Source organism: Actinomyces sp. (genome assembly GCF_030530635.1).
GTDB lineage: Bacteria > Actinomycetota > Actinomycetes > Actinomycetales > Actinomycetaceae > Actinomyces.
Genome location: NZ_JAUMUL010000004.1, coordinates 18,850 through 39,617 on the forward strand (window position 1 = coordinate 18,850; position 20,768 = coordinate 39,617).

Consider the following 20,768-nt stretch of genomic DNA (forward strand, 5'->3'; position numbering starts at 1 on the left):
AAGGCTAGCAGTTGCAGGACAGTCTGGGAACCCCTGTACAGGCGTCAATGTTGGCGGGCGGCGATGGTGCCCCCGCAGCGATGCCGCCGGCGGTGGCCGGCACCGCACGGACGGGTAAGGGGCGTGGCCACGAGCCCCGGCCGGCCGGATCTGATGGCGATGGCTGGGTGGCTGACTGCCGGGTGCGGAAGTGGCGGCGGCCGAGTGTGGCGGTGGAGCGGTCCAGGCTGCTGGTGGCTGGCAGCGTGCCGGAGGGGTCGGTGCTGGCGGGCCGGGTGAGCGTGTGGCTGGATGCTGTAGCTCGGGTCATGGAGGCTGAGGGACTGCGCGCGGATCACCAGGCGACCGGCCGGGCGGTGGCGCGTGCCCTGGTGGCGTGGGTCGACGGCCGGTCACGAACGACGCGGGTGACGAATGCGCAGGTGGCGGCCGGCGCGGCCGAGGTTGGCGTGGTGGTGAGTGTGCGGACGGTGCAGCGGTGGCTGCGCCGATTTGAGGCGTGGGGGCTGTTGGGGCTGGTAGCCGGGGGGCGGTCTGCGCGCTGGGCGCCACGCGTGCGTGTCGAGGACGGGCACGGCGGGGTGGAGCTGGTGCGGCGGAATGAGGCGGCGGTGAGGTCGCTGTGCGTGCCGCGCCGGCTGGTGGATCGGTTGGGTTGTGGATCTAGGTGTCACCCCTACCCGTTGTCAGGGATGGTTAGCCCCCGCACGCGCGCGCGAGGCTCGGATCGTGGAGGGGATGTGGTGCCGCTGCGCGGCGCTGCCTTCTTGGGGGCGCCCGCTCCGCGGCCGCCCGAGCAGCCGGCGCACCTGCCAGCAGATCGGCGGCCTGCGTGGTGGTCGGCTCGCGCTACGAGAGCCGGGGAGGAGGCGGTGCTCGCCCTGGCGCGTCGTGTGCAGGATCGGCTGGTGGTGCTGCGGGGCTGCTCGGACCGGTACGTGATGCGCGTGATCCGGCCATTCTGGGATGCCGGCTGGGGTCTGTCGGATTTGGTAGGGGCGGTGGATCGGAGGCCTGATGGGTCGGCGTGGCCGCATAGCGGGGCGCGGGGTGTGCGTGAGCCGGCCCGGTGGCTGGCGTATCGGCTGATGGCGTGGCTGGATGAGGCGGGCGAGCCTCTGCCGGCGCCGTCGCAGGTGCGGCGGCGTGAGCATGAGCGTGTGCTGGCCGAGCGGGCCCGGTTGGAGGCTGCGCGGCGGGCACGCGCCCGGGCGGTGGCGGCCGAGCGGGAGCGTCTTGGGGGCGTGGGGCCGGCGCAGGCCAAGGCGGCCCGGGTGGCGGCTGAGTTGGCGGGCCGGTCTAGGCGGTACTGGAGGCGGTCGTGGTCCGCCGGGTCGTGGACAGGAGTGACAGGACCGGCCGACGGCGCGAGTGGGGGTGATGCGCGATGAGCGGAGGCGCGAAGGCATCGCTGGTGGTTTTGGTGGTGGTTGCGGTGCTGCTGACCCCGGTGGCGGGTGTCGGGATCCTGGCGGTGTTGATGTTCGGCCATCACCAGGGCGAGCAGGCAGCGGCTGCGGTTTGCTCGGTGAACCTGGGCGATACGACCTCGCTGGAGGCCACCACGGCCTCGGGGGCCACCATCACGCTGGGCGCCACGCAGCTGGAGAATGCGGCGGCCATCATCGCGGCCGGCAACGAGGCGGGCGCAGGCCAGGCGGGGCAGGTGATTGCCCTGATGACCGCGCTGCAGGAGACGACGCTGCGGAACCTGGCGAACCCTGCGGTCCCGGAGTCCCTGAGCCTGCCCAATGACGGGGAGGGCTCCAACTACGACAGTATCGGCCTGTTTCAGCAGCGGCCGTCGATGGGCTGGGGCGAGATCGCGGACCTGATGACTCCGGCGACATCCGCGGCCATCTTTTATGAGCGGCTCATGAGCGTGGGCGGCTGGCAGGGTATGGCACCGGGCCGGGCAGCGCAGACCGTCCAGCGGTCGGCGTACCCGGACGCCTATGACCGGTGGGAGCCGGTCGCCGACACGCTGGTGTCGGCACTGTCGAACGTGTCCTGCACAGCCGGCACCAGCACGGGCGGCGTGCCGGCGGGCTTGGACGAGAAGCGCAATGCCGTGGTCACCTTTGCGCTTCAGCAGATCGGGGATGTGTACGTGTGGGGTGCGGAGGGGCCCGATAGCTGGGATTGCTCGGGCCTGGTGCAGGGGGCGTATCGGCAGATCGGTATCGAGCTTCCGCACTGGTCCGAGGCGCAGAAGTCCGCCGGCAGGGAGGTGTCGGCGGCGGAGGCGCTACCCGGGGACGTGATGTGGTGGCCCGGGCACGTCGCCATATACCTCGGTGGCGGGGAGCTGGTGGGCGCGCAGTCACCAGCGGAGGGCGTGGTGCGCATCCCCGTTTACGGCACACCTCGCTACATCCGCGTGATCGAGTCGTGACTATTAATAGATGTTTGGACTCTACATAGGAGTGTGAGGAACATGACTGATTGGTTGAAGGATCACCCGGCCAAAGCCGCTGGCCTGCTGGTGGCCGGACTGGTGGTGGTGCTGGTGGCCGGGCTGGCGCTGGGGGCCTCGACGGACCGGCTGCCCGACCCGAGCAGTGTGGGCGGGACGACGTCGGCGACGGCCGTGCCGGCCCCCGCGTCGGCGGCACCAACGGTGTCGGCGGCCCCGGGGAACTCCGCAAACGTGACGAGCTCGACCGGCGTGGACTTCGGCGCCGGCCTGCCGCGCCTGGGCGACTCACCATTCGCTGAAACGTCCGATCCGGAGGTGTTTGCAGCCAGCGTGCAGGCTGCGGCCGGCTACGACTACTCCAGCTATCAGCCGGATGACGCATTGGCGGAGAAGCAGCGGATCACTGATGAGTGGCTGGCCGGGATGACAGGTGAGGACGGGCCGATGGGCGCGGAGGTGCACAGGGTGATGCGGCAGTCGGTGTCGGATTCGCTGGATCCTGATGAGCTGTCCTACCGGATCGCTGCCCGGGAGGTGGACACGATCGACGTGCTGGCGGTGGAGGCGACTGACAACTCCACGCTGCGCGCCGCCGGCGGCAATCAGGTGTACCTGGACGTGATCAGTCACCGGGACACCCTGTACGCGCTGACGACGCTGGCGAAGGTGACCACGACCGTGGAGGCGGTCGGTGATGTGGCCGGGTGGACGCGCACACAGACCACGGCGACGGTGATGATCGTGCGCTGCGACCCGGCGGTGAACGACGGGCTGTGCGAGCTGGTCGGAGTACTGGGGAGTGAGGCACAGTGACAACCACAACCAACATAACCAACATTACTGACGCAACCGACATAACAACGATGAGGGGCAGTCCGTGGCCTGGGCCAGCGGTGTGGCGGGTGCTGCTGGGGCTGATCGTCGCGGTGGTCGTGTCCATGGGTGTGCTGGCACCGCAGGCGACCGCCGCGCCCGTGACTGCGTCGGTGGTCGCCGGGCAGGCGGTGCCGGCGGCGGGGGGTGTGCAGGCGGCGGTGGCGCCGGCTGACATCCTCGGCGACGCGTGGGACTGGACGAAGGAGAGGGCCGGCCAGGTCGGCTCGTGGATCGGCAGTAAGCTCCACCAGCTCGGGCAGAAGACGGGGGACGCGCTGAAGGTGGTCACCGACCCTGTCGGTACTGTCGCCTCGGCGGTGAATAACGCCGCAGCGGGATGGGTACAGGAGGCACTGGAGCAGGCCGCGATATGGGTCGCGGCGACGCTGGGCAAGGCGGTCGCCTGGATCATGTCAATGACACTGGCCCTGATATTCACGGTGAATGCCCCGAACCTGGATGCGGACTTCATGTACACCTGGAGTGGCCGCGTGCTGGCATTCGCGATACCAATAACGGTGCTGTTCGCCTTGTATCAGATCATGATCACCAGTCTCCAGATGCGCGGCCTGGCCGGGCTGCGACGGGCGATGGGAGGCGCCCTGTTCGGCACCGCCGCGTCAATGGTGACCTTGCCGGTGGTCGCGGTGATCGCCAACGGGATCGATGGCGTGAAGACCGCGTTCATCAATTATTTGGAGCTGGATACGGAGGTGTTGTCGCAAAAGCTGGTGGACATCTGGTCCTCAGACACCTTCACTGCGCTGGCGGAGGCGTCGCCCACTGGCGCGGCCGCCGGGTCAGCGATGGGGATCTCGTTCATGCTGATCGCATTCTGCTTCATGTGTTTCTTCACGCTGCTGTTCGCGTGCTCGCTGATGGTGATCATGGTGGTGCGCAACATCATGCTGCACGGCGTGGTCGCGGTGTCCCCGTTGGCGTGGTCTGGGCTGGCGGCCGAGCCGACGAGGAGCTGGCCACGGACTATCCTGGGATGGATCGCCGCGATCCTGGTCGCCCCGATCGGCGTTGTGCTGATCCTGGGCCTGTCGATCAGCGCGTTGGGGAATCTGGATTCCCCGGACACGCTGGGTGCGCTGGTGGGGCAGATCATCATGGCCGGCGGCATGTTCCTGCTGGCGCTCTTCGTTCCGTTCGCCTGCTTCACGTTCTTCAACTTCGCCGGCGAGGCCGCTGTCGCGGGCATGCATCGGGATACGCAGGACGGCATGGAGGAAGGTGGTCAGACCGTGGGCGACACGATCAAGACGGTCGCGGCCGCCGCCGCAGCGGCCGGCGCTGCCGCCGGCGCCGGGGTCAGTGGATCCGGAACGGCTGCCGGTGAGGCGGCGGGTGGTGAGGCCGCTGCCGGGCAGGAGGCAGCCTCTACCACTGAATCCTCGGGCACGTCGTCGGGGGCTGGAGGAAAGGTCGCCGAAGCTGCGTCCAGCAGTACCCCAACAGACGGCGACGGCGGCGGAGACGATGGCGGGCTGACGCGGGAAGCGGAGCGCGCCGGTAACAGCGCCACTCCCCCACCCGGCGAGGCCGGGCCAGACGCTGCGGAGTACTACAACGCGGGCTATGACCCCGGTGTGAACGACTGGGGTGACGACAGCGGAGATTCGGGGGCACAGCCGGCTCCGGACTACTACGGGCCGGACCCCTTCGATGACGAGGAAACGTCTTCAGCCTGGGAGGAGGCCTGATGCGCGCCGCGCGCGTGGTGGTTCCGGACGTGGAGCTGTGGGAGCAATTGGTCGACCTGCTCGATCTGGCCAGCGGGCTGCAGGCTGCTGCGCTGCTGTGCTGCGTGGCAGGGCTGGCCCTGTCGGGCCTGGCGTGGGCCGGCGGCCGGGTTAGCAGCCGGCGCCTGTCACAAGCCGGCAAGGCCGGCGTCGTGGTCAGTATCGCCGCCGCGTTCTGCGTCGCGGCGCTGCCAAGCCTGATCGGCTGGATCGTGGACGCCGTCGCCTGACCTCCGTGGCCTGACCGCTGTGGTCGGTCTGGTCGTGGACAGGAGTGACAGGAGGCAGGCACGGTGCCCGCCTCTCACTCACGAAATGGAGATGGCCATGGCAAGGTTTCGAAACGCGGTGTGGGCAGCGGTTCCGGCGGGGACGGGTTACGACCCCGCTATTTCGCCGAACTGGACTTTCTTGCCGTTCATGGATGTGTTGACGGATCTGGTGGGGTCGACGGTCGCGGTCGGCATCGTTTGCCTGGTCGCGGTCGCCGCGATCGGCGGTCTGGTGTGGGCCGGCGGGAACTTCTGGGACCACGGCCGGGCGACGCAGATCGGCAAGGGCGCGGTGGCGGTGTCGATCATCGCCGCATTCGTGGTCGGCGGAGCGTCCGCGCTGATCCGCTGGGGCGCCCAGGCCGGCTCGGGGATCTGATGAGCAGCGCAGCGGTATCCCGCGGAGAGATCTTCCCACGCCGGTCCTCGCGCGGAGTGGTGCTGGGCCTGTCCGGGCCGGCGCTGGTGTGCGTGCTGGCAGGCGCGGTGATCGCGGTGTTCTCAATGCCGATTGCCGGGGGCCTGCGGGGGCTGGTGGTTACGGCGCCGGTGTGGGTACTGCTGCTGGTGCTGGGCCTGGTACCGATGGGTGCCGGCGGCAAGCTGGTGGACTGGATGCCCGTCGGGGTGTCCTATGTGTACCGGCGGTTGTCGGGGCAGCACCAGTGGCGCCGGCCGGTGTGGCGCACACGCCCCGCTGGCACGCTCGCACTTGCCGGCTCCCGGGCACGACTAAGGCTGTTCCTCGACGAGCGGGACTCCACGGCGTTCATCCATGACCCCCACAAGCACACGCTGACGGCCACATGCAAGGTCACGCACGGCCAATTCATGATGTCGGACGCGGACAAACAGGATGAGATGGCGGCAGGCTACGCGGACCTGCTGGCTAGCCTCGGGCAGGCCGACGGGGTGTGCCGGATCCAGGTGCAGCAGCGCTCCATGGCCGACGGCGGCGTCGGCGTGCAGTCCCACTGGGACCAGTGGCAGGACAAGGCACCGCAGGCCTCGACGGTGCGCCGCAACTACGAGGCACTGCTAAGGCGCAGCACGACGGCGACCGAGCAGCACGAGTCCACGATCACGATCACGCTGGACCTGGATGCGGTCAGTGGCGCGGTCAAGTCCTACGGCGGCGGCCTGCGCGGCGGCGCTGCGGTGCTCAGGCAACGGATGCGGCTGCTGGAAGACCACCTTCCCGCGGCTGGATTGACGTCACGCGGGTGGATCACCCCGTCGGAGCTGGCGGTGGTGATCCGCACTGCCTATGACCCCGGGCTGGCGGTACGTCTACAGCAGCACCCGGAAGAAGCTGGGGACCTCCCGGACGCGGGCGCGATGGCGGTGGATAACGGCTGGGCGTCGATGCACACCGACACCGGGTGGCATCAGGTCCTCCAGATCGGCCGGTGGCCGAGGCTAAAGGTTGTCCCGGGATTCCTGCACCCGCTGGTGCTGGTCCCGGGTGTCAAGCTGTCGATGTCCCTGATCTACAGGCCGATCGAGACGGCAAGGGCGGTGAAGGACGCCCAGCACGACGACGCCCGCGAGGCGGAGGCCCGCGAGGATCGGCGCAAGATCGGGCGGCGGGACACGATCATCCACCGGCGCGAGCGCGCCCAGGCCGAGCGGCACCTGGCGGACCTGGATGACGGGCACAGCGACATGGACCACGTGGCGCTGATCGCCGTTTCGGCGCCGGACAGGGAGGCCCTGGACCGGGCGGTGGAGGACGTGCGGTCGGCGATCCGCAGGGCCAAGTGCACACCGAGGACGCTGTACGCGCAGCAGGACGAGCTGTTTGACGCAGCGGCTCTGCCGCTGGGGTTGGGGATGCGATGAGCCGGAGAGTGGCAACACTGGTTACGGGCGAGCGTACGCGCGCGCAGGTGCGGGAGGCGGCCCGGGCCGAACGGCACCGCGCCGCGGAGATCCGCCGTGAGCAGCGCGAGCGTGACCGACAGCTGAAGGCGGCACAGAAGGCGATCTGGGCCGGCGACTACCTTCCCCCGGAAGGCGAGGCGGGGCCCAGGATGGGCCGGGCCCTGGTTCCGGCCCACGCCCGGGCGGAGCGGGCCACGACCCGTGTGCTGCGCACGCAGTACCCGTTCGTGGCTGAGGAGGGCCTGGGCTCGGCCGGCGCGTATATCGGCTGGGACAAGCTGTCGCGGACGGCGTTCTGCTTCGACCCGTTCGAACTGTATGCACGGCGGATCATTTCGAATCCGAACATCACCGTGTCCGGGGCGATCGGCTCGGGCAAGTCCTCGCTGATGAAGTGCCTGGCACTGCGGTCAGCGGCGTTCGGCCGGAAGACCTTTGTGCCCGGGGACGTGAAGGGTGAGTGGACGCCGGTGGTCAAGGCGGCCGGCGGTGCCGTTATCAGTATCGGCGGCGCGGACGGGGCGAAGCTGAACCCCCTGGATGAGGGCCGGCGGCCCGAGCGTGACCTGGACGGCAAGGTCGTTACCGATGAGCTGTGGGCCAGGACGGTGCAGCGGCAGCGTCACAGCCTGCTGGGCGCGCTCACCTCGGCGCTGCTGGGCCGGCCACTGGACCAGGACGATCACACGGCTCTGGACACGGCGATCGACGCGACCGTGAAGCGGGGTGGTGTGCCGCTGGTCCCCACTGTGGTGGAGGAGCTACTGGCCCCGTCGCTGACCACGGGCCTGCCACTCGGGGCGGCCACCAGTGAGCAGCTGGCGGCCATGGGCAGGGCCGCCGGTCTGGCACTGCAACGGATCACGCGCACCGGGGACCTGGCCGGCATGTTCGACGGCCCCTCCACGGTGCGCTTCCAGCCCGAGGCGCCGATGATGAGCGTGGACCTGCGCAATATCCCGCAGGGGTCGGAGGCCCTGCCGCTGCTGATGACCTGCACTGGCTCGTGGATGGAGTCGGCGCTGCGGGGGGCGGACCTGGGCCAGCGGTACATGATCTATGAGGAGGCCCATCGGTTGATGCCGCTGCCGGGCCTGCTGGACCGCATGCGCGATCAGTTCAAGCTCACCCGGGCGTGGGGGACGGCGAACGTGATCGTGATCCACCGCCTGTCCGACCTGGACGCGGTGGGCGCTGCGGGGTCGAGGGAGCGCGCGGTCGCTGAGGGACTCCTGGCCGACACGTCCACTCGAGTGGTGTATAGGCAGGAGTCGGACCAGTTGGAGGCGGCCCGCCGGACCCTGGGGATGAGCGAGGCAGCCGTGCGGGCGGTCAGTCACCTGAGCGTCGGGTCGGGCCTGTGGATGGTCGGCAAGAGGACTTTCCTGGTGGGGCATCAGCGCACCAGGTGGGAGGCGCAGGTGACCGATACCGACGCCGGGATGGGAGCAGGAGCATGAGAGGTGACCAGGATGCGAGCACGTACCTGCTGCTGGGACTGATCGGCACGGGCGTTGGTCTCGGGGCGACCGCCCGGCTGGCCGCCGGGGCGGCATGCACGCTCGGCGTATGCACGGTGCAGGCGTCGGCACCGACCGGGCTGGTGCGGGTACTGACCGGCCAGGTCCCGGCCGAGGCGTGGCAGGCTGCGGGGATGCCCTCCTGGCTGTTCTGGGCCTGCTGGGCGGCGGAGCTTGTCGCAGTGATAGCGGTGGTGTTGTGGGCCTCGTCCCGGTGGGGCGGGCGGCGGCAGCGCCGTCAGGTGGACCCGCGCCGTCAGGCCGGCATGGCTACCGCCGCTCAGGTGCGCCGGCACCTGTCGGCCCGCGCGGTGGAGCGGATGAGGTGGCTGCGCCCGGACTTGGCCAGGCCCCGGGCGAAGGATCTGGGCATGCGCGTCGGAATGGCGCGCGGGGTGTGGGTGTGGATCCCGATCGAGGACTCCGTGGTGATCTCGGCCCCGTCGCGGGCCGGCAAGGGCCGATACTTCGTCGACCCAATGGTGGTGGAGTACCCGGGCGCGGTGGTCACCACGTCGGTGAGGGCCGAGACCGCGCTGGGTACCGTGCTGGACCGTGCCCAGGTGGGGCCGGTGGCGGTGTTCGCGCCGGCCGGCATCGATGCGGTCGGCCAGGCCGGCGACGTGCTGCGTCGGGCGTCGATCCGCTGGTCGCTGTGGCGGGGATGCGAGGATACTGAGACGGCGATGCGGCGGGCGCGGGCCCTGGCGGCCAACGGCGGTACCAGGGGCACCGGTAACGATGAGTTCTGGGGTGGCAACGCACGTATGGTGATCGCGCCGCTGCTGCATGCGGCCGCTCTGGGTGAGGTGGATGTGGATGCGCTGGCCAGGTGGGCGAGCCGTCCGGGCCTGGCGCAGGAGGCAGTGTCGATCTTGGCCGGCCACCCACAGGCGGCCCCGGGCTGGGCCGACCAGCTGGCCAGTGCGATGACTGGGGATGACCGCACGGTGGCGAACATCTGGGCGACGGTTCGCACATGCATATCCGAGCCGCTGATGGACCCTGCGGTCCGGGAGGCGATCTCCCCGGCCCCGGGCGAGCAGCTTGATATCGCGGACTTCGTCCGCCGGCGCGGCACCTTGTACATCGTCGGCGATGCCGCCGCCACCAGCGCGCCACTGGTCGCGGCTCTGATTGAGGACGTGTACGCGGCGGCCATGGCCATGGCCAACAAGTCGGCGGGCAACCGGCTTACGCCACCCCTGGGTTTGCTGCTGGATGAGATCAACAATATTGCGGTGCTGCCGAGCCTGGGCACGATGATGAGCGCCGGCGGCGGCTCGAATGTGACCACGGTGATCGTGGAGCAGTCCCGCGCGCAGGCGGCCGTCCGGCTGGGCAAGGACGCGGCGGACGCGCTCTTCGACTCGGCGACCTCCAAGCTGATCCTGGGCGGGGCGACCAGGAGTGAGACGCTGGCTGAGATCACGGCCGCGGTCGGTGAGCGGGACGTGCGCCGGCGCACCGTGTCCACCGGGCACAGCGCGTGGGGCACCTCCACGTCGTGGGCGGAGGCCGAGGAGAGGATCATGACCGGGGCGCAACTGCGCGAGCTGCCCAAGGGCACGGCCTTGTTGCTCAAGGGGTCTGCGCCGGCGGTAATCGTGGAGGGCCGGGACCTGGAGTCCAGGGCGCGCCGGCGGGGCGGCAGGCAGTCGGTGACCGAGCAGGCGCCGGCGCGAATGGCGTTTAGAGGCGCAACCGTCAATGAGAGTGAGGAGTGAACAAGATGGTTGTCGTGTACGGGCGGCCCGGATGTGGGGCCTGTTTTGCCACGAAGCGGGCTCTGACGGCGCGGGGAGTGGACTTCGCGTGGCGGGATATCAGCGTCGATCCGGCGGCTGCACGCAAGGCACAGGAGATCGCTGGGCGCCTGGGTGAGCGCAGCCTGCCGATCGTGACGACGGATCGTGACGCGTGGGCCGGGTTCCGTAAGGATCGGATCGGTGCGCTGCCCCCTGATGTCGGCGGCCGGTCCCGGCCGGCCGCTACACCTACGCGCGAGTTCGCGATGAGCCCGGGGATGTGAACGATGACTGCGAGCACCAGGAGCACCGGTGGGTTGCGGCAGCGGGTCAGGCCGCTGCGCACGAGGAGCCGGACGGCCGCCGGGGCACGGTATGCGGCGTGGATGGCGTCCCCGGCGTGGAGGGCGAGGCGCAGGGAGTGGGTGCGGGAGGAGACCGCCCGCGCCGGGGGCGTGTGGTGTGCGCTGTGCTCACGGCCCTGGAGAGCGGATGCCGGGGACCTGCACCACCTGTCCTACAGGAGGCTGGGCCATGAGCGTCATGAGGAGCTGATGGCGATGTGCCGGCCCTGCCACGAGGCCCTGCACCGGGTGATCGACGCCTCTCCTGCGTGGCAGCGGCTGATCGCCAAGGGCCACCGGGCGGCGGTGACCCGCACAATCGTTCGGCAACTCAAGGCCACGATGGGAGGAGCAGGCGATGAGTGAAAGCAGTTCAGCACTGGATGCTGAGGCGCCGTTCGCACCTACAGTCGACTGGTGGGTGATGACGCCCGATGAGCGGCTTGAGACGCTGGGAGAGCTGCGGATCTGGGTCGCAAAGCTGGTCGTCGCCTATGGCCACAAGGGTGTCGGGAGCATTCCCCGCTGCTGGGAGCAGCATGAGGGGGCGGTACGGCTGCTGGATGCGCTGCACCGGTCGTATCTGATAGCGACGCACCCGGCGCAGGTCGGCGAGGCGCTGATCGGCTGGCACCATAATCTGACATACGTGCGCGAGGAGCTGCGGACGCTGTTCGCAGCATGCGCGTGCACCGATACGCATCACGCACCACTGACGCCCCCGAGCTGGGCGACCGACATGGCGGAGGCCGGGAAGGACTCAGACACGTGGCAGGCATGTCAGGACCGGGCACTGGCCGCCTACCGTCAGCAGGTGCAGGAGGCGGCCAACCGGGCGGCGGACGCCTGATCGACCACTCCCCCGACTACTCCCGAGCCGTGATCGCCTGGCCTTGCGGACACACAGAGGTGCTGGAGCTGGCGTGGCTGCCCGATGAGCGCCTGCGCCGCCGCCGCACCGAGGAGACGATGAGGCACGGCGCCTGCCTGCGCTGCCCCCCGCCTCCAGGTCCGCCGGCTAACGGCGCCGCCGGCGTGGCCACGGACGGTGAGGCGGAGGTCCTGGTGTCTGGCGGGCCGGCCGTGACCTCTTGGGGGCGTAAGCGCGTGGCGCCGGGCGGCCGCGTGGCAGCCGGCCCCGGCTCGCACACGGTTCTGGCGGGCGGCACGGCCGCGGTAACCGGCGGCCTACTTGTCGCCCTGGCGGGCCGGGCGGTGGTCGACGCCGGCGCGCGCGTGCTGGTGGCGGACGACGCCAGGGACGTGGAGCTGTGGCTCCTTCCGTGGGCGCGCATCCAAGCCGGCAACGCCTTCCGCACCGTGACGGCAGGGCTGGAGGTCGTGGACGCCACTGGTGCCGGCCGGCCCACGGACCGGCCACTTCCGGCCGACCTCACGGAGCTACTGGAGGCGTCGCGCGACCTCGGCCCCCGCCCATAGGTTTCGTCGACGAAAACCACACCAGCCCGAACACTATTGTTCGGGCTGGTGTGGTTTACAGGTCGGGTTCGGGGGCCCGCTCTGGGCGGGGCCGACGATCTTGGTCGGTAGCACCAATCGACGGAGCCGGCAGGCCACGGCCGGCGGCGATCGTCTGGGCCTGTCGCAGGGCGTAGGCGGCGCGCCGGCGGTCGTCCGCCTGGACGCGGTTGGTCGACGCGGTGCGCACACCGAGCGGGTCTTCCATGGCTTCCAGCTCATATTCCTGCCCGGGGGCGGGCTTCGGGCTGGTGACCTGCCATCGGTCGCGGTAGGCGGCAACGGTGCGGGCGGCCTGCAGCCACCGGGCCCTGGCCTGCGGGTCGGCCGGCGGCCTGCCGAGACTGGCGGTCCAGGTCTCGCCGGCGGCCATGGCCTGGTTGAGGACTTTGCCGGCCCTGGCGGTGATGAGCTGCTCGCGCTCAGCCAGGGCCCGGGCCACGTCGAGGTCGGTGGCCGGCGGGGCGGCGGGGATGAGACCGACGATCAGGCGCCGGCGCCCGTGCTCTGCCCGGGTGCGGACCTGCCGGACGCGCCGGGTCAGGTCGGCGGCAGGATGAGCTGGGTCGAGCGGGCTCCGCTGGGCGAGTGAGGGCAGGACGGTGCGTACGTCGACGCCGGCCCGGGCGGCCAGGTCGAGTTCCCGGGTGAGCGCGTCGGCCCACTGGTCGGCCATGAGTGCGTCGGCCTGGGCGGGCAGGATGGCCTCCAGCGCGCCCTCCCACCCCCATGCGGCGTCCCCTGCTGCGATGGTGGTGTACTCGTTGGCGAGCTGCGCGATCGACTCGGCCTGCTCGGCGGCATTGTCTGCGGCCCGACGTGCGGTGAGCGGGGCGGAGGACCGGTCGAGGACAGCGGCGAGGATCTTATCGGCACTGGCCGGCTGCTGGCTGGTCAGTAGGTCGTCGGTGAGGTCTTCGGGGTCGGTGACCACGTGGGCGATGTTGCGGTGCCTGCCACGAGTGAGGCCGACGTACAGGCCCTCCCGGCCGATCCCGGAGGAGGGGTCGACCACGAGGTGGGCGTCGTCGACGGTGCGGCCCTGTGCCCGGTGGATCGTGGTGGCGTAGGCGAGCTCGACCTGCTCGCGGACGTATTGGGCGGGCATGTGTATCGCCTCGGCGGCCGGGTCGGCGGTGGGGGTGACCAGGAGGGCGCCGTCGGCTGCGGCGGCCACGACGTGCCAGGTAGCGCCGTTGTGGGCCCAGTGGTCGCCGGAGCGCAGGTGGCGGGCGTTGAGGCGGGTGACGACCGTGTCGCCGGCTGAGGCGTGGTTGCCGTCGGCCAGGCCGACCTCGCGGCCACGCACGGTGCCGTCGGCGACCAGGTCGGCGCGGGCTCTGCCGGCAAGCTCGGCGGCGAGCTCGTTGGTGGAGGCGATCATCAGGGAGGTGCGGCCGGCGGCGGTCTCGGCACGCCATGCCGCGTGCACCTGGTCGACCACCTGGTCCAGTCTGCCGGAGGTGATCGCGCCGGCGTCGGCGTAGGTGGTGATCGCGCGGTGATCGCCGGCGCGCAGTGCTAGCGACGCCGGCCCCTGCCACTGGTCGGCGAACCGGTGGATGGTAGCCAGGGTGGGCACATCCGAGCGGTGGTCGACGAGCATGCCGAACGCGCCGCCGGCCTCGACGGCTGCGAGCTGGCCGGGGTCCCCGACCGTCAGGAGCTTCGCGCCTACGGCGTCGGCCTGGGCGGCGATCTCATGAAGCGGGAGGGTCGCGGCCATGGAGGCCTCGTCGATGATGACCAGGTCGCCCTGCGCCAGGGGCGCCCGGTCGGGGACGGCCTGGAGGGAGGCGATGCGGGAGCGGATTGCCGCCTGGAGGGCGGGCCTGCGGGCGAGTGCCGGCAGGCCGGTGAAGGGGTCGGGGTCGACGGCCTGGAGGTCACGGCGCACCTGCCTGGCCCGGGCACCGGAGGCGAGCCGGTCATCGGCTTCCTTGAGTGCCTGGATGGTGGCCTGCCGGTCGGCGTCGGCCTTGCGGAGCGTGAGCCACATCGCCGTGTTCTCTGCGTGCGTGCCGAGGGATTCGGCGAGGACTTCGGCGGCCGCCGAGGAGGGGGCCAGGGCGGTGACCCTGCCACCGTGCTGCTGCCACTGATCGGTCAGGGCTCGCAGCGCGGTGGTCTTGCCTGCGCCGGCGGGCCCGACCATGACGTCCAGGCGCCGGCCGCTGGTGGCCACGGACCGGACGGCGTCAGCCTGGTCCTGGGTCAGCTGGCGGCGGCCGGCTACCGGGCGGCTGGTGTCCAGGTCGGGCAGGCGCGGGCCGGTGGCGTCGTCGGCCATGCGTATCAGGGCGTCCTCGGCGTCGATGAGGGCCTGGGCGGTGTAGATCTCGGAGTGCTCGGGGATGAACCGGCTGCTGCCGTCGGCACGGCGGTATCGGGCGGGGGTGTGAGCGCGCTGGGCGTGGTCGACGCGTACGCTCATGCCGATGGCCGCCGTGGCGACGGCCTCGGTGACCTGGTCGCGCTGGGCGGGGCTCTCCATGCGCAGGCGCCGGCAGGTGCGCTGCGCCTCGGCGCGCACATTCCACATGGTCCACGACGGCCGCGATCGCTGAAGCTTCTGGATGACGTGGGTGGCCAGCTGGCCGACGTCGTCGGCGGTCAGGTCGGCGGCGCGCATGGGGTGGGTGCGGGTGCCGGGGGCGCCGGCGAGTGTGCCCGGAGCGGGCAGGGGCCGGCCGAGCACGCCGCGCAGCGGGTCGACGCCGCCGGTGACCGTTGCGGCCTGCTGCCGCCACTGGCTGGTCAGGTCGGCCAGGGACCGGTGCTGCTTGGCCTGGCGGGTGGTACGCCACGCTTTGGCGTCGGCGTCCCAGTGGCCGGGGCCGTCGACCTGCTCGCGGGCCGCCTCGATGTCAGTGTGTCGCCGGCTGAACAGGTGCAGGAGGCGGTCGGTGACTCCGTCGATCTCCCAGTGCTCGTGCCCGGTGCGGGAGATGGATCGCACCGACCATTCGGCGCCGAGCCTCGCGCTCACGCTGTCCATCAGGTAGTTGTCGTAGGCCTCGGACAGGGCGACCTGGGCGGGCAGCAGCGCGCCGTGTGAGTCCAGGGTGCGCCACTTGCCGTCCGGGCCCTGCACTCGGTTGGCGACCACGAGGTGCGTGTGCAGGTGCGGGTCGCCGGCGCGGGAGTCCCAGTGATCGAAGGCGGCGGCGACGATGCCGCGGGTCTCGGTCTGTACCACTCCCCCGTTGCCGATGCGGGTGCGGATGGAGTGCGCCTCCATCACGCTGATCACGTGGCTGATCGCCTCCCGGTGCGCGGCCTCGACCTGCTCGCGCACGCCTGCGTCACCGAGCGCCCACACGGTCGACACCGACTTTGGCGGCGCGAAAGTGAAGTCCAGGCCGTGCACGGCGCGCGAGCGGGTCGTGCGCGCGACCTCGCGCTCGATCTGCGCAGTGCGCGCGGCGCGCTCGGCCTCGCTCAGGTCGGCGGGCAGGGCGCGTACGAGCGCGCGCACCCTGGCGGCGGCGTTGACAGGTGCGGCGAAGCGCCGACCGAGCGGCTGACCGGTCACCGGGTCCTCACCGGCCTCAATGAGCGCGCGCAGCTGATCGGCGCTCACGATGGAGCCCGCCTCCAGGCCCTCGCCGTCGGCGAGGCCGGCCAGGCCGGAACCCAGCCACCGGCCAGCCGGCGTGCCCGCCCGCGTGTAGTAGACGGTGCCCTCGTAGTGGGCGTGCACGGCGGGGCCACCGTCAGCGACGGAGTCGATCAGGTAGTCGACGATGCCGCCGGAGCCGACGTCGTACAGGCGCTTGACCGTGATCACACACACTCCTCACTGTCAGTGGTCATGTCGGCGAGGCGGCGGGTCTCGCACGGCCAGGGGTGCGCGCACTCGGCGCACCGGCCGTCACCATCGGGCACGTGCAGGCGGGCGATCGCCTCGCATGCGCGCGCAGTCGGGGTCAGAGACGCGGCGCGCGTGCGCGCGGCGTTGGCGCGCGCACGCCGGCACTCGGGCGAGCAGTACACCTGGCTGGTGCGCGCGGGCGTGAAGGTGCGCGTGCACACCGGGCACCGCGCAGTCGTCACGGCGGTGGTGCGCGCGTCCGGTCGCCGGTAGGTGCGCACCTGGCCGCCCTCGGCCTCGCGCGCGGCGGCGTAGCGGCGACGCCTGCCTGATCGCTCACGGCAGCCCGCGGAGCAGTACCGCTGCACCGGGCTACGGGGCACGAACAGGTTGCCGCAGCCGACGCACTCACACTGGTGCTGCTGGCCCCACTGTCGTCGGCACTCGGGAGAGCAGAAGCGCTTGCTGCGGCGGGAGGCGGTCATGGTCCGCCCACACTGCACGCATGTGATCTGAGTCACTATCAGGTCTTTCGTTGGCGCCGGTCTTGTCACTCCTGTCCATTACCGGGCGGACCACGCAGACCCCGACACTTCGGCATTTTCGTTGCGCAGTGCCAGATGTGCCTTGATTTATCTCTTCTCTGGCTCGTAAGGGTCCGGGAAGAGTCCTTCGTAGCGCTTGGGCGGGCGTTGATCGGGCGCCGGGGTTGCCTGCGTGTGGGCGCTGGTTGGCTGCGGTTGGTGGTGCGTGGTGACTGGGCGGGTTTGGGTAGTGGGCTGGTAGCCGACTCGGGTAGAAGCCGAGACGGGAGGTGATCAGTACCGGCTGGTGGGCCCGAGGATTTAGTGGCCACCGCGTGAGCGGCCGGCTGGGAAGGCGAGCACGGATTGACTAGTGGGGTGTGGGCGAGTCGCGCATCGCGGCCCGCTGGCGCAGACAGGGCCGCGCGCGAGGCGTCCACACCCCCGGGCCCTTGGGTCCCGCTGTCCATCATGTGGGCGGGCCGGCCCCTCCGTTCGCCGGGCCGTCCACATGTGGGCAGGGGGCTGCACGCTGCCCGTATCCACAACCCCGTTTACGGGAAGCGACCGGCCTACGCCAGGTGACTGGGCGCGTGACGGCGGGGAGGCTGTGCACAGGCCGCGCAAGCGCGACCGTGACCACCTGCGAGCCGTTGGTGACGTGCGGCCTGTGTGCAGGCGCTCAGCAGCCCCAATGGCGCCGATCACGTGCCGGGTGAGGGGCTGTGGGCAGGCCGCGCCGCCGCGTAGTGGGCGGAGCCCGCGGCGGCGCTGGGCTGTCCATCGGCCCCGGGCGGGTCCCGCTGTCCATCCTGTGCGTCGCCGCCGGCCCCGGCGTAAGCCGGCGGCGTCCACAGGTGGGCAGGGGGCTGCAGGCGACCGGCCGGGGTGGTCCTGACGGTCGTGGACAGGAGTGACAGGACAGGCAACTGGATGGGAGTGGGTATGGGTGGTGGCCGCATGGGGCGCATGGCCGGCCGTCTTGCGGTGGCCGGGACCGCGGCGCTGGGGCTCGGCGGATTCGTACTGAGCTTCACGGCGTTGCGGGATCTCGCGGTGCGGGTGGGTATGCCGGACGGGCTGGCGTGGATCTGGCCGCTGTTGATCGACGGGCTGATCATTGAGGCCACGCTGGCTGTGGTCAGGTTGTCGCAGCTGCGCAGCCGGGCGGTGTGGTACGCGTGGACGCTGCTGGCTGGCGGCGCCGTGGTCTCGGTGGGGTCGAACGGTGTGCATGCCGTGGCCACCGGCCACGGCATCGCCGGCGCCGCGGCCGCCGCGGTCGCCCCCGTGGTGCTGCTGGCGATGACGCACCTGACGGTCCTGCTTCTGGAGAAGCCCACCGACACCGCCGGCGAGGGAGATGGCGCGGATGTTGGCGCCGTCGAGGTCGCGGGGACGCTGACCGCCCACCAGGAGGAGACGGTGAATCAAGCCGTCCCCAGTGCCCCCACGCCAGATGCCGCTGAACCGGCACAGTTGCCCGCCGGTGACCGCGACGAGCCGGTGCCGGCGGCCCGCGAGGAGGAGGCCGGGGTCGACTTGGAGGAGTGGGTACGTGCCCAGGAGGAGGCCGGGGCCACGGTGACCGGGGCGATGGTGGCTGAGCTGCTGGGCTGCTCGGCGTCCACCGGACGCCGGCGGCTGGCCGCGCTGCGCAAGCACCACAACGCCGACGGCCCGCGCCTACGCCTGGCAACGCAAAACACTGAACAGGAGAGGAAGCGGGCATGACGACGCACGTGAAGCACAAGCACCTACTGCGTGGCAGGCGGAGGAGGCCGGTGCCGGCGGTGGAGCCGACCCCCGTCTATACGGCCACCCAGCACAACTGGGACGGATCTGACCGGGAAGGCGGGTGGTGGGTAATCACTGACGCGTTGGAGGCGGCGGTGGTCGACGTGGTGCTGGCCGACCGGCTGGTCGACGCACTGGTTGGGCTAGCCGCCAGCCATGGACGTGTCGTCGATGTGGGCGTCGATGGCCGGTGGGTGCGGATCCACGCCGACGGCACGACGGTGGCAGCGGATCGTCCGTGGGGACCGCAGCGGTATGAGGAGATGCGGGACCGGGACGCGCGCGACTTGGCGCTGCTCGGTGCCGTCGCGCAGGCGCGCGAGACGGCGCGCGGCACTGTAGCGGCTGCGTGGCGCTGGCCTCGCGCCGTCGCGCGACGGGCGGCTACAGGAGCTCGGTCGTGGTGGTCACCGCGACCGTGGGTCAGGGTGAGGGCCCGCCGGGCCCTCCAGGACTGAACAGGAGGATCGATCATGAGTGAGTACACGGGGTTGAAGGAGGCACCGTGGAACATGGGAGACGAGCCATACCGCGAGCGTCTGGGCCAGGCGGTGCTGGACCTTCAGAGGGACGGTGACGGTCTTGAGTGGATCTGGGGGCACAGCCGCAAGGGCATCTGGCTTGCTGCGAGCAGTGCGGTCACCAATCGAAGGGTCACCTTTGAGAGCAGCGATGACGGAACCGAGATCTGGGAGGGTAACTTCAGGCGCGCGGTGAGCGTGGGTGAGGTGCCGGACCTGCTCGGGGTCACGGCGGAGCGGGGCCAGCAGATCACCAGGGTGATGAGCGACGCCGTCGAGGGGGCATACGCCGACTTCGAGCAGTATCGGCGGGATACGGGCGCGAGGGACCCGAGATGGCTGGTCTATGACCCTCGTCTACATGAGGAGCGACACAATCGCGGTGCGTTGGGGCAGAACCTGATGGACAGGGCAGCGTCGGATCTCGAGCAGGATGGTGATCGCCTGGAGTGGCGGTGGAGCCGGTGGCTCGGCGGTGAACGGGTCTGGCTGGACGTCCACTATCCCGAAACCGGACGGTCGGTGAGCTTCTCCGCCCACGGTGCCGACGAGGTGCAGATTCGCGCGTACGACGAATGGGGCGACACCTTCAAGCGCTCCGAAGGGCGGCAAATCGAGCCACGTGAGGTCGGAGACGTGCTCGGGGTCGGAGCTGAACGAGGCCAGCAGATGGCTGACCGGCTGACTCAGGTGGTGTCCGAGGCGTACGAGGCGCTGGGCGACTACCGGCACGAGCCACGGCGCGATAGGCAGGAGCCTGTGCGCACGTGGGTGGAGGCCGCCGGGGGCCAGCTGGTGCGTGCGTGGCGTACGGATCGGGGGCCTGCGGTGATGGCCTGGGACGCGCAGGATGCTGACCGGATCGGTCTGGGCAAGGATGCTTACTCGACCGAGTACGAAAGTGTGGGGTTCGGGTTGCCGGACCGGCTGGATCAGGTCAGGCAGGACGGCACCACGGTTCCACTGGAGCGGGTGAGGGACTTCGATCATGAGGGCATGCGGTTCGGAGAGTGCATGTACCGGCTGCCTGGGGTGGTCGAGGTCAGTGAGGAGGTCCGGGCGGCCGCGGAAGCGGCGTGCCGCTCGTTTGACGACTCGCTTAGTAGGCCGTCTTTGGATCCGGACACGATTGTTGGTGTGCCCATGCCGGAGGATCTTGAGCAGCTTCGGACGCCGATGATGGGCCAGCTGCGCATCGATGCTGCGGGTGAGGTCGTGCGGTATGACGCCATTGGCTGGGAGGCGACGGTTAAGGTCGGCAGCCCCAACGAGGTGACGTTGACGGTGGATGGTGAGGTGCGAGCCCGGGACGTGTCCGTGGAGAGTGCGCAGCACATCGGTCAGGCGATCACGTTGAGTCAGCTGAACAACTTTGAGGGTACGCGGCGGGGTTACTCTGATCAGCGGGAGGATATTGACGCGCAGACGGCGCGGATCGCGTCAGCGGCGCCTGACGCTCATGTCGCGGCGGTGGAGGGGATGCCGGTAGTGGTGGTCGGTCGTCCGGGCGAGGGCCGGCTGATCCGCCCGCTGGGGCAGGACCGCGCCGAGGTCTCAACACCCAGCGGGCAAGTCATGCAAATGACCGAAGCGAAAGCACTGGCTATGGGGCCGTCCGCGGCGGATCGTGAGGTAATGGCGAATGTGGCCGCCTTGCGTGAGACCCGCGAGCAGGCCGCCCGGCCGGCCGAGCGCACGGTGCCTAGCAGCGTGCCGGCGGTCGGAGCGTGGTCCCACGATGTGTCACCGACCCGGAGCCTGCAGCAGCCGTCAATCTCCTAACGCCGTCGAACAACGACAAGAGGGCCGGCCCCACCACGGT

The 20,768-nt window shown here is 70.6% G+C and carries 18 protein-coding genes; 16 read left to right on the plus strand and 2 right to left on the minus strand.

Features of this window, described 5'->3' with window-relative positions; all coding sequences use genetic code 11:
• The first annotated feature begins 212 nt into the window (after positions 1-212).
• From Q4A20_RS02155 to Q4A20_RS02215, 13 genes are all read left to right on the plus strand, one after another.
• Complete coding sequence (locus Q4A20_RS02155; RefSeq protein WP_303119699.1) at positions 213-1,391, plus strand: hypothetical protein; 1,179 nt, start codon at positions 213-215, stop codon at positions 1,389-1,391.
• Entirely contained in the window at positions 1,388-2,395 is a 1,008-nt protein-coding gene (locus Q4A20_RS02160; protein WP_303119702.1) for a C40 family peptidase, read from the plus strand. The genes Q4A20_RS02155 and Q4A20_RS02160 overlap by 4 nt, the downstream gene beginning before the upstream one ends.
• Before the next feature lie 42 nt (positions 2,396-2,437).
• Positions 2,438-3,232: a hypothetical protein gene (locus Q4A20_RS02165; protein WP_303119705.1), complete on the plus strand. Its 795-nt coding sequence runs from the start codon at positions 2,438-2,440 to the stop codon at positions 3,230-3,232.
• Positions 3,233-3,321: 89 nt separating this feature from the next.
• Positions 3,322-5,004: a hypothetical protein gene (locus Q4A20_RS02170; RefSeq protein WP_303119707.1), complete on the plus strand. Its 1,683-nt coding sequence runs from the start codon at positions 3,322-3,324 to the stop codon at positions 5,002-5,004.
• Complete coding sequence (locus Q4A20_RS02175) at positions 5,004-5,273, plus strand: hypothetical protein (RefSeq protein WP_303119709.1); 270 nt, start codon at positions 5,004-5,006, stop codon at positions 5,271-5,273. Before Q4A20_RS02170 ends, Q4A20_RS02175 begins: the two co-directional genes overlap by 1 nt.
• An 85-nt stretch (positions 5,274-5,358) precedes the next feature.
• Positions 5,359-5,694 (plus strand): hypothetical protein, encoded by a 336-nt coding sequence (locus tag Q4A20_RS02180; protein ID WP_303119711.1) that lies wholly within the window; start codon positions 5,359-5,361, stop codon positions 5,692-5,694.
• Complete coding sequence (locus tag Q4A20_RS02185) at positions 5,694-7,157, plus strand: SCO6880 family protein (RefSeq protein WP_303119714.1); 1,464 nt, start codon at positions 5,694-5,696, stop codon at positions 7,155-7,157. The genes Q4A20_RS02180 and Q4A20_RS02185 overlap by 1 nt, the downstream gene beginning before the upstream one ends.
• Before the next feature lie 8 nt (positions 7,158-7,165).
• Complete coding sequence (locus Q4A20_RS02190; RefSeq protein WP_303119717.1) at positions 7,166-8,659, plus strand: ATP-binding protein; 1,494 nt, start codon at positions 7,166-7,168, stop codon at positions 8,657-8,659.
• Positions 8,656-10,446, plus strand: a complete 1,791-nt coding sequence (locus tag Q4A20_RS02195) for a type IV secretory system conjugative DNA transfer family protein (protein ID WP_303119720.1) — start codon at positions 8,656-8,658, stop codon at positions 10,444-10,446. Before Q4A20_RS02190 ends, Q4A20_RS02195 begins: the two co-directional genes overlap by 4 nt.
• A gap of 5 nt (positions 10,447-10,451) precedes the next feature.
• A complete protein-coding gene (locus Q4A20_RS02200) occupies positions 10,452-10,751 on the plus strand; it encodes a glutaredoxin family protein (protein WP_303119856.1) in 300 nt (99 codons plus the stop codon).
• Between the two features lie 3 nt (positions 10,752-10,754).
• Positions 10,755-11,177, plus strand: a complete 423-nt coding sequence (locus Q4A20_RS02205; protein WP_303119723.1) for a hypothetical protein — start codon at positions 10,755-10,757, stop codon at positions 11,175-11,177.
• Positions 11,170-11,661, plus strand: a complete 492-nt coding sequence (locus Q4A20_RS02210; RefSeq protein ID WP_303119726.1) for a hypothetical protein — start codon at positions 11,170-11,172, stop codon at positions 11,659-11,661. The genes Q4A20_RS02205 and Q4A20_RS02210 overlap by 8 nt, the downstream gene beginning before the upstream one ends.
• A 29-nt stretch (positions 11,662-11,690) precedes the next feature.
• Positions 11,691-12,251, plus strand: coding sequence for a hypothetical protein (locus Q4A20_RS02215; RefSeq protein WP_303119729.1), 561 nt, complete (start codon positions 11,691-11,693; stop codon positions 12,249-12,251).
• A gap of 55 nt (positions 12,252-12,306) precedes the next feature.
• On the opposite strand, the gene mobF is transcribed toward Q4A20_RS02215, so the two are convergent.
• Together mobF and Q4A20_RS02225 are read right to left on the minus strand one after the other, a co-directional pair.
• A complete protein-coding gene (gene mobF / locus Q4A20_RS02220) occupies positions 12,307-16,080 on the minus strand; it encodes a MobF family relaxase (protein WP_303119731.1) in 3,774 nt (1,257 codons plus the stop codon).
• Complete coding sequence (locus Q4A20_RS02225) at positions 16,077-16,589, minus strand: hypothetical protein (protein ID WP_303119734.1); 513 nt, start codon at positions 16,587-16,589, stop codon at positions 16,077-16,079. Before Q4A20_RS02225 ends, mobF begins: the two co-directional genes overlap by 4 nt.
• Before the next feature lie 972 nt (positions 16,590-17,561).
• On the opposite strand from Q4A20_RS02225, the gene Q4A20_RS02230 reads away from it, so the two are divergent.
• The 3 genes from Q4A20_RS02230 to Q4A20_RS02240 are packed head-to-tail and all read left to right on the plus strand — an operon-like array spanning position 17,562 to position 20,728.
• Entirely contained in the window at positions 17,562-18,362 is an 801-nt protein-coding gene (locus Q4A20_RS02230; RefSeq protein WP_303119737.1) for a DUF2637 domain-containing protein, read from the plus strand.
• Positions 18,359-18,883, plus strand: coding sequence for a hypothetical protein (locus Q4A20_RS02235; protein ID WP_303119740.1), 525 nt, complete (start codon positions 18,359-18,361; stop codon positions 18,881-18,883). Before Q4A20_RS02230 ends, Q4A20_RS02235 begins: the two co-directional genes overlap by 4 nt.
• Positions 18,884-18,898: 15 nt before the next feature.
• Positions 18,899-20,728 carry a hypothetical protein gene (locus Q4A20_RS02240; RefSeq protein WP_303119742.1) on the plus strand — a complete coding sequence of 610 codons (1,830 nt, stop codon included), beginning with the start codon at positions 18,899-18,901 and terminating at the stop codon, positions 20,726-20,728.
• Positions 20,729-20,768: the final 40 nt, after the last annotated feature.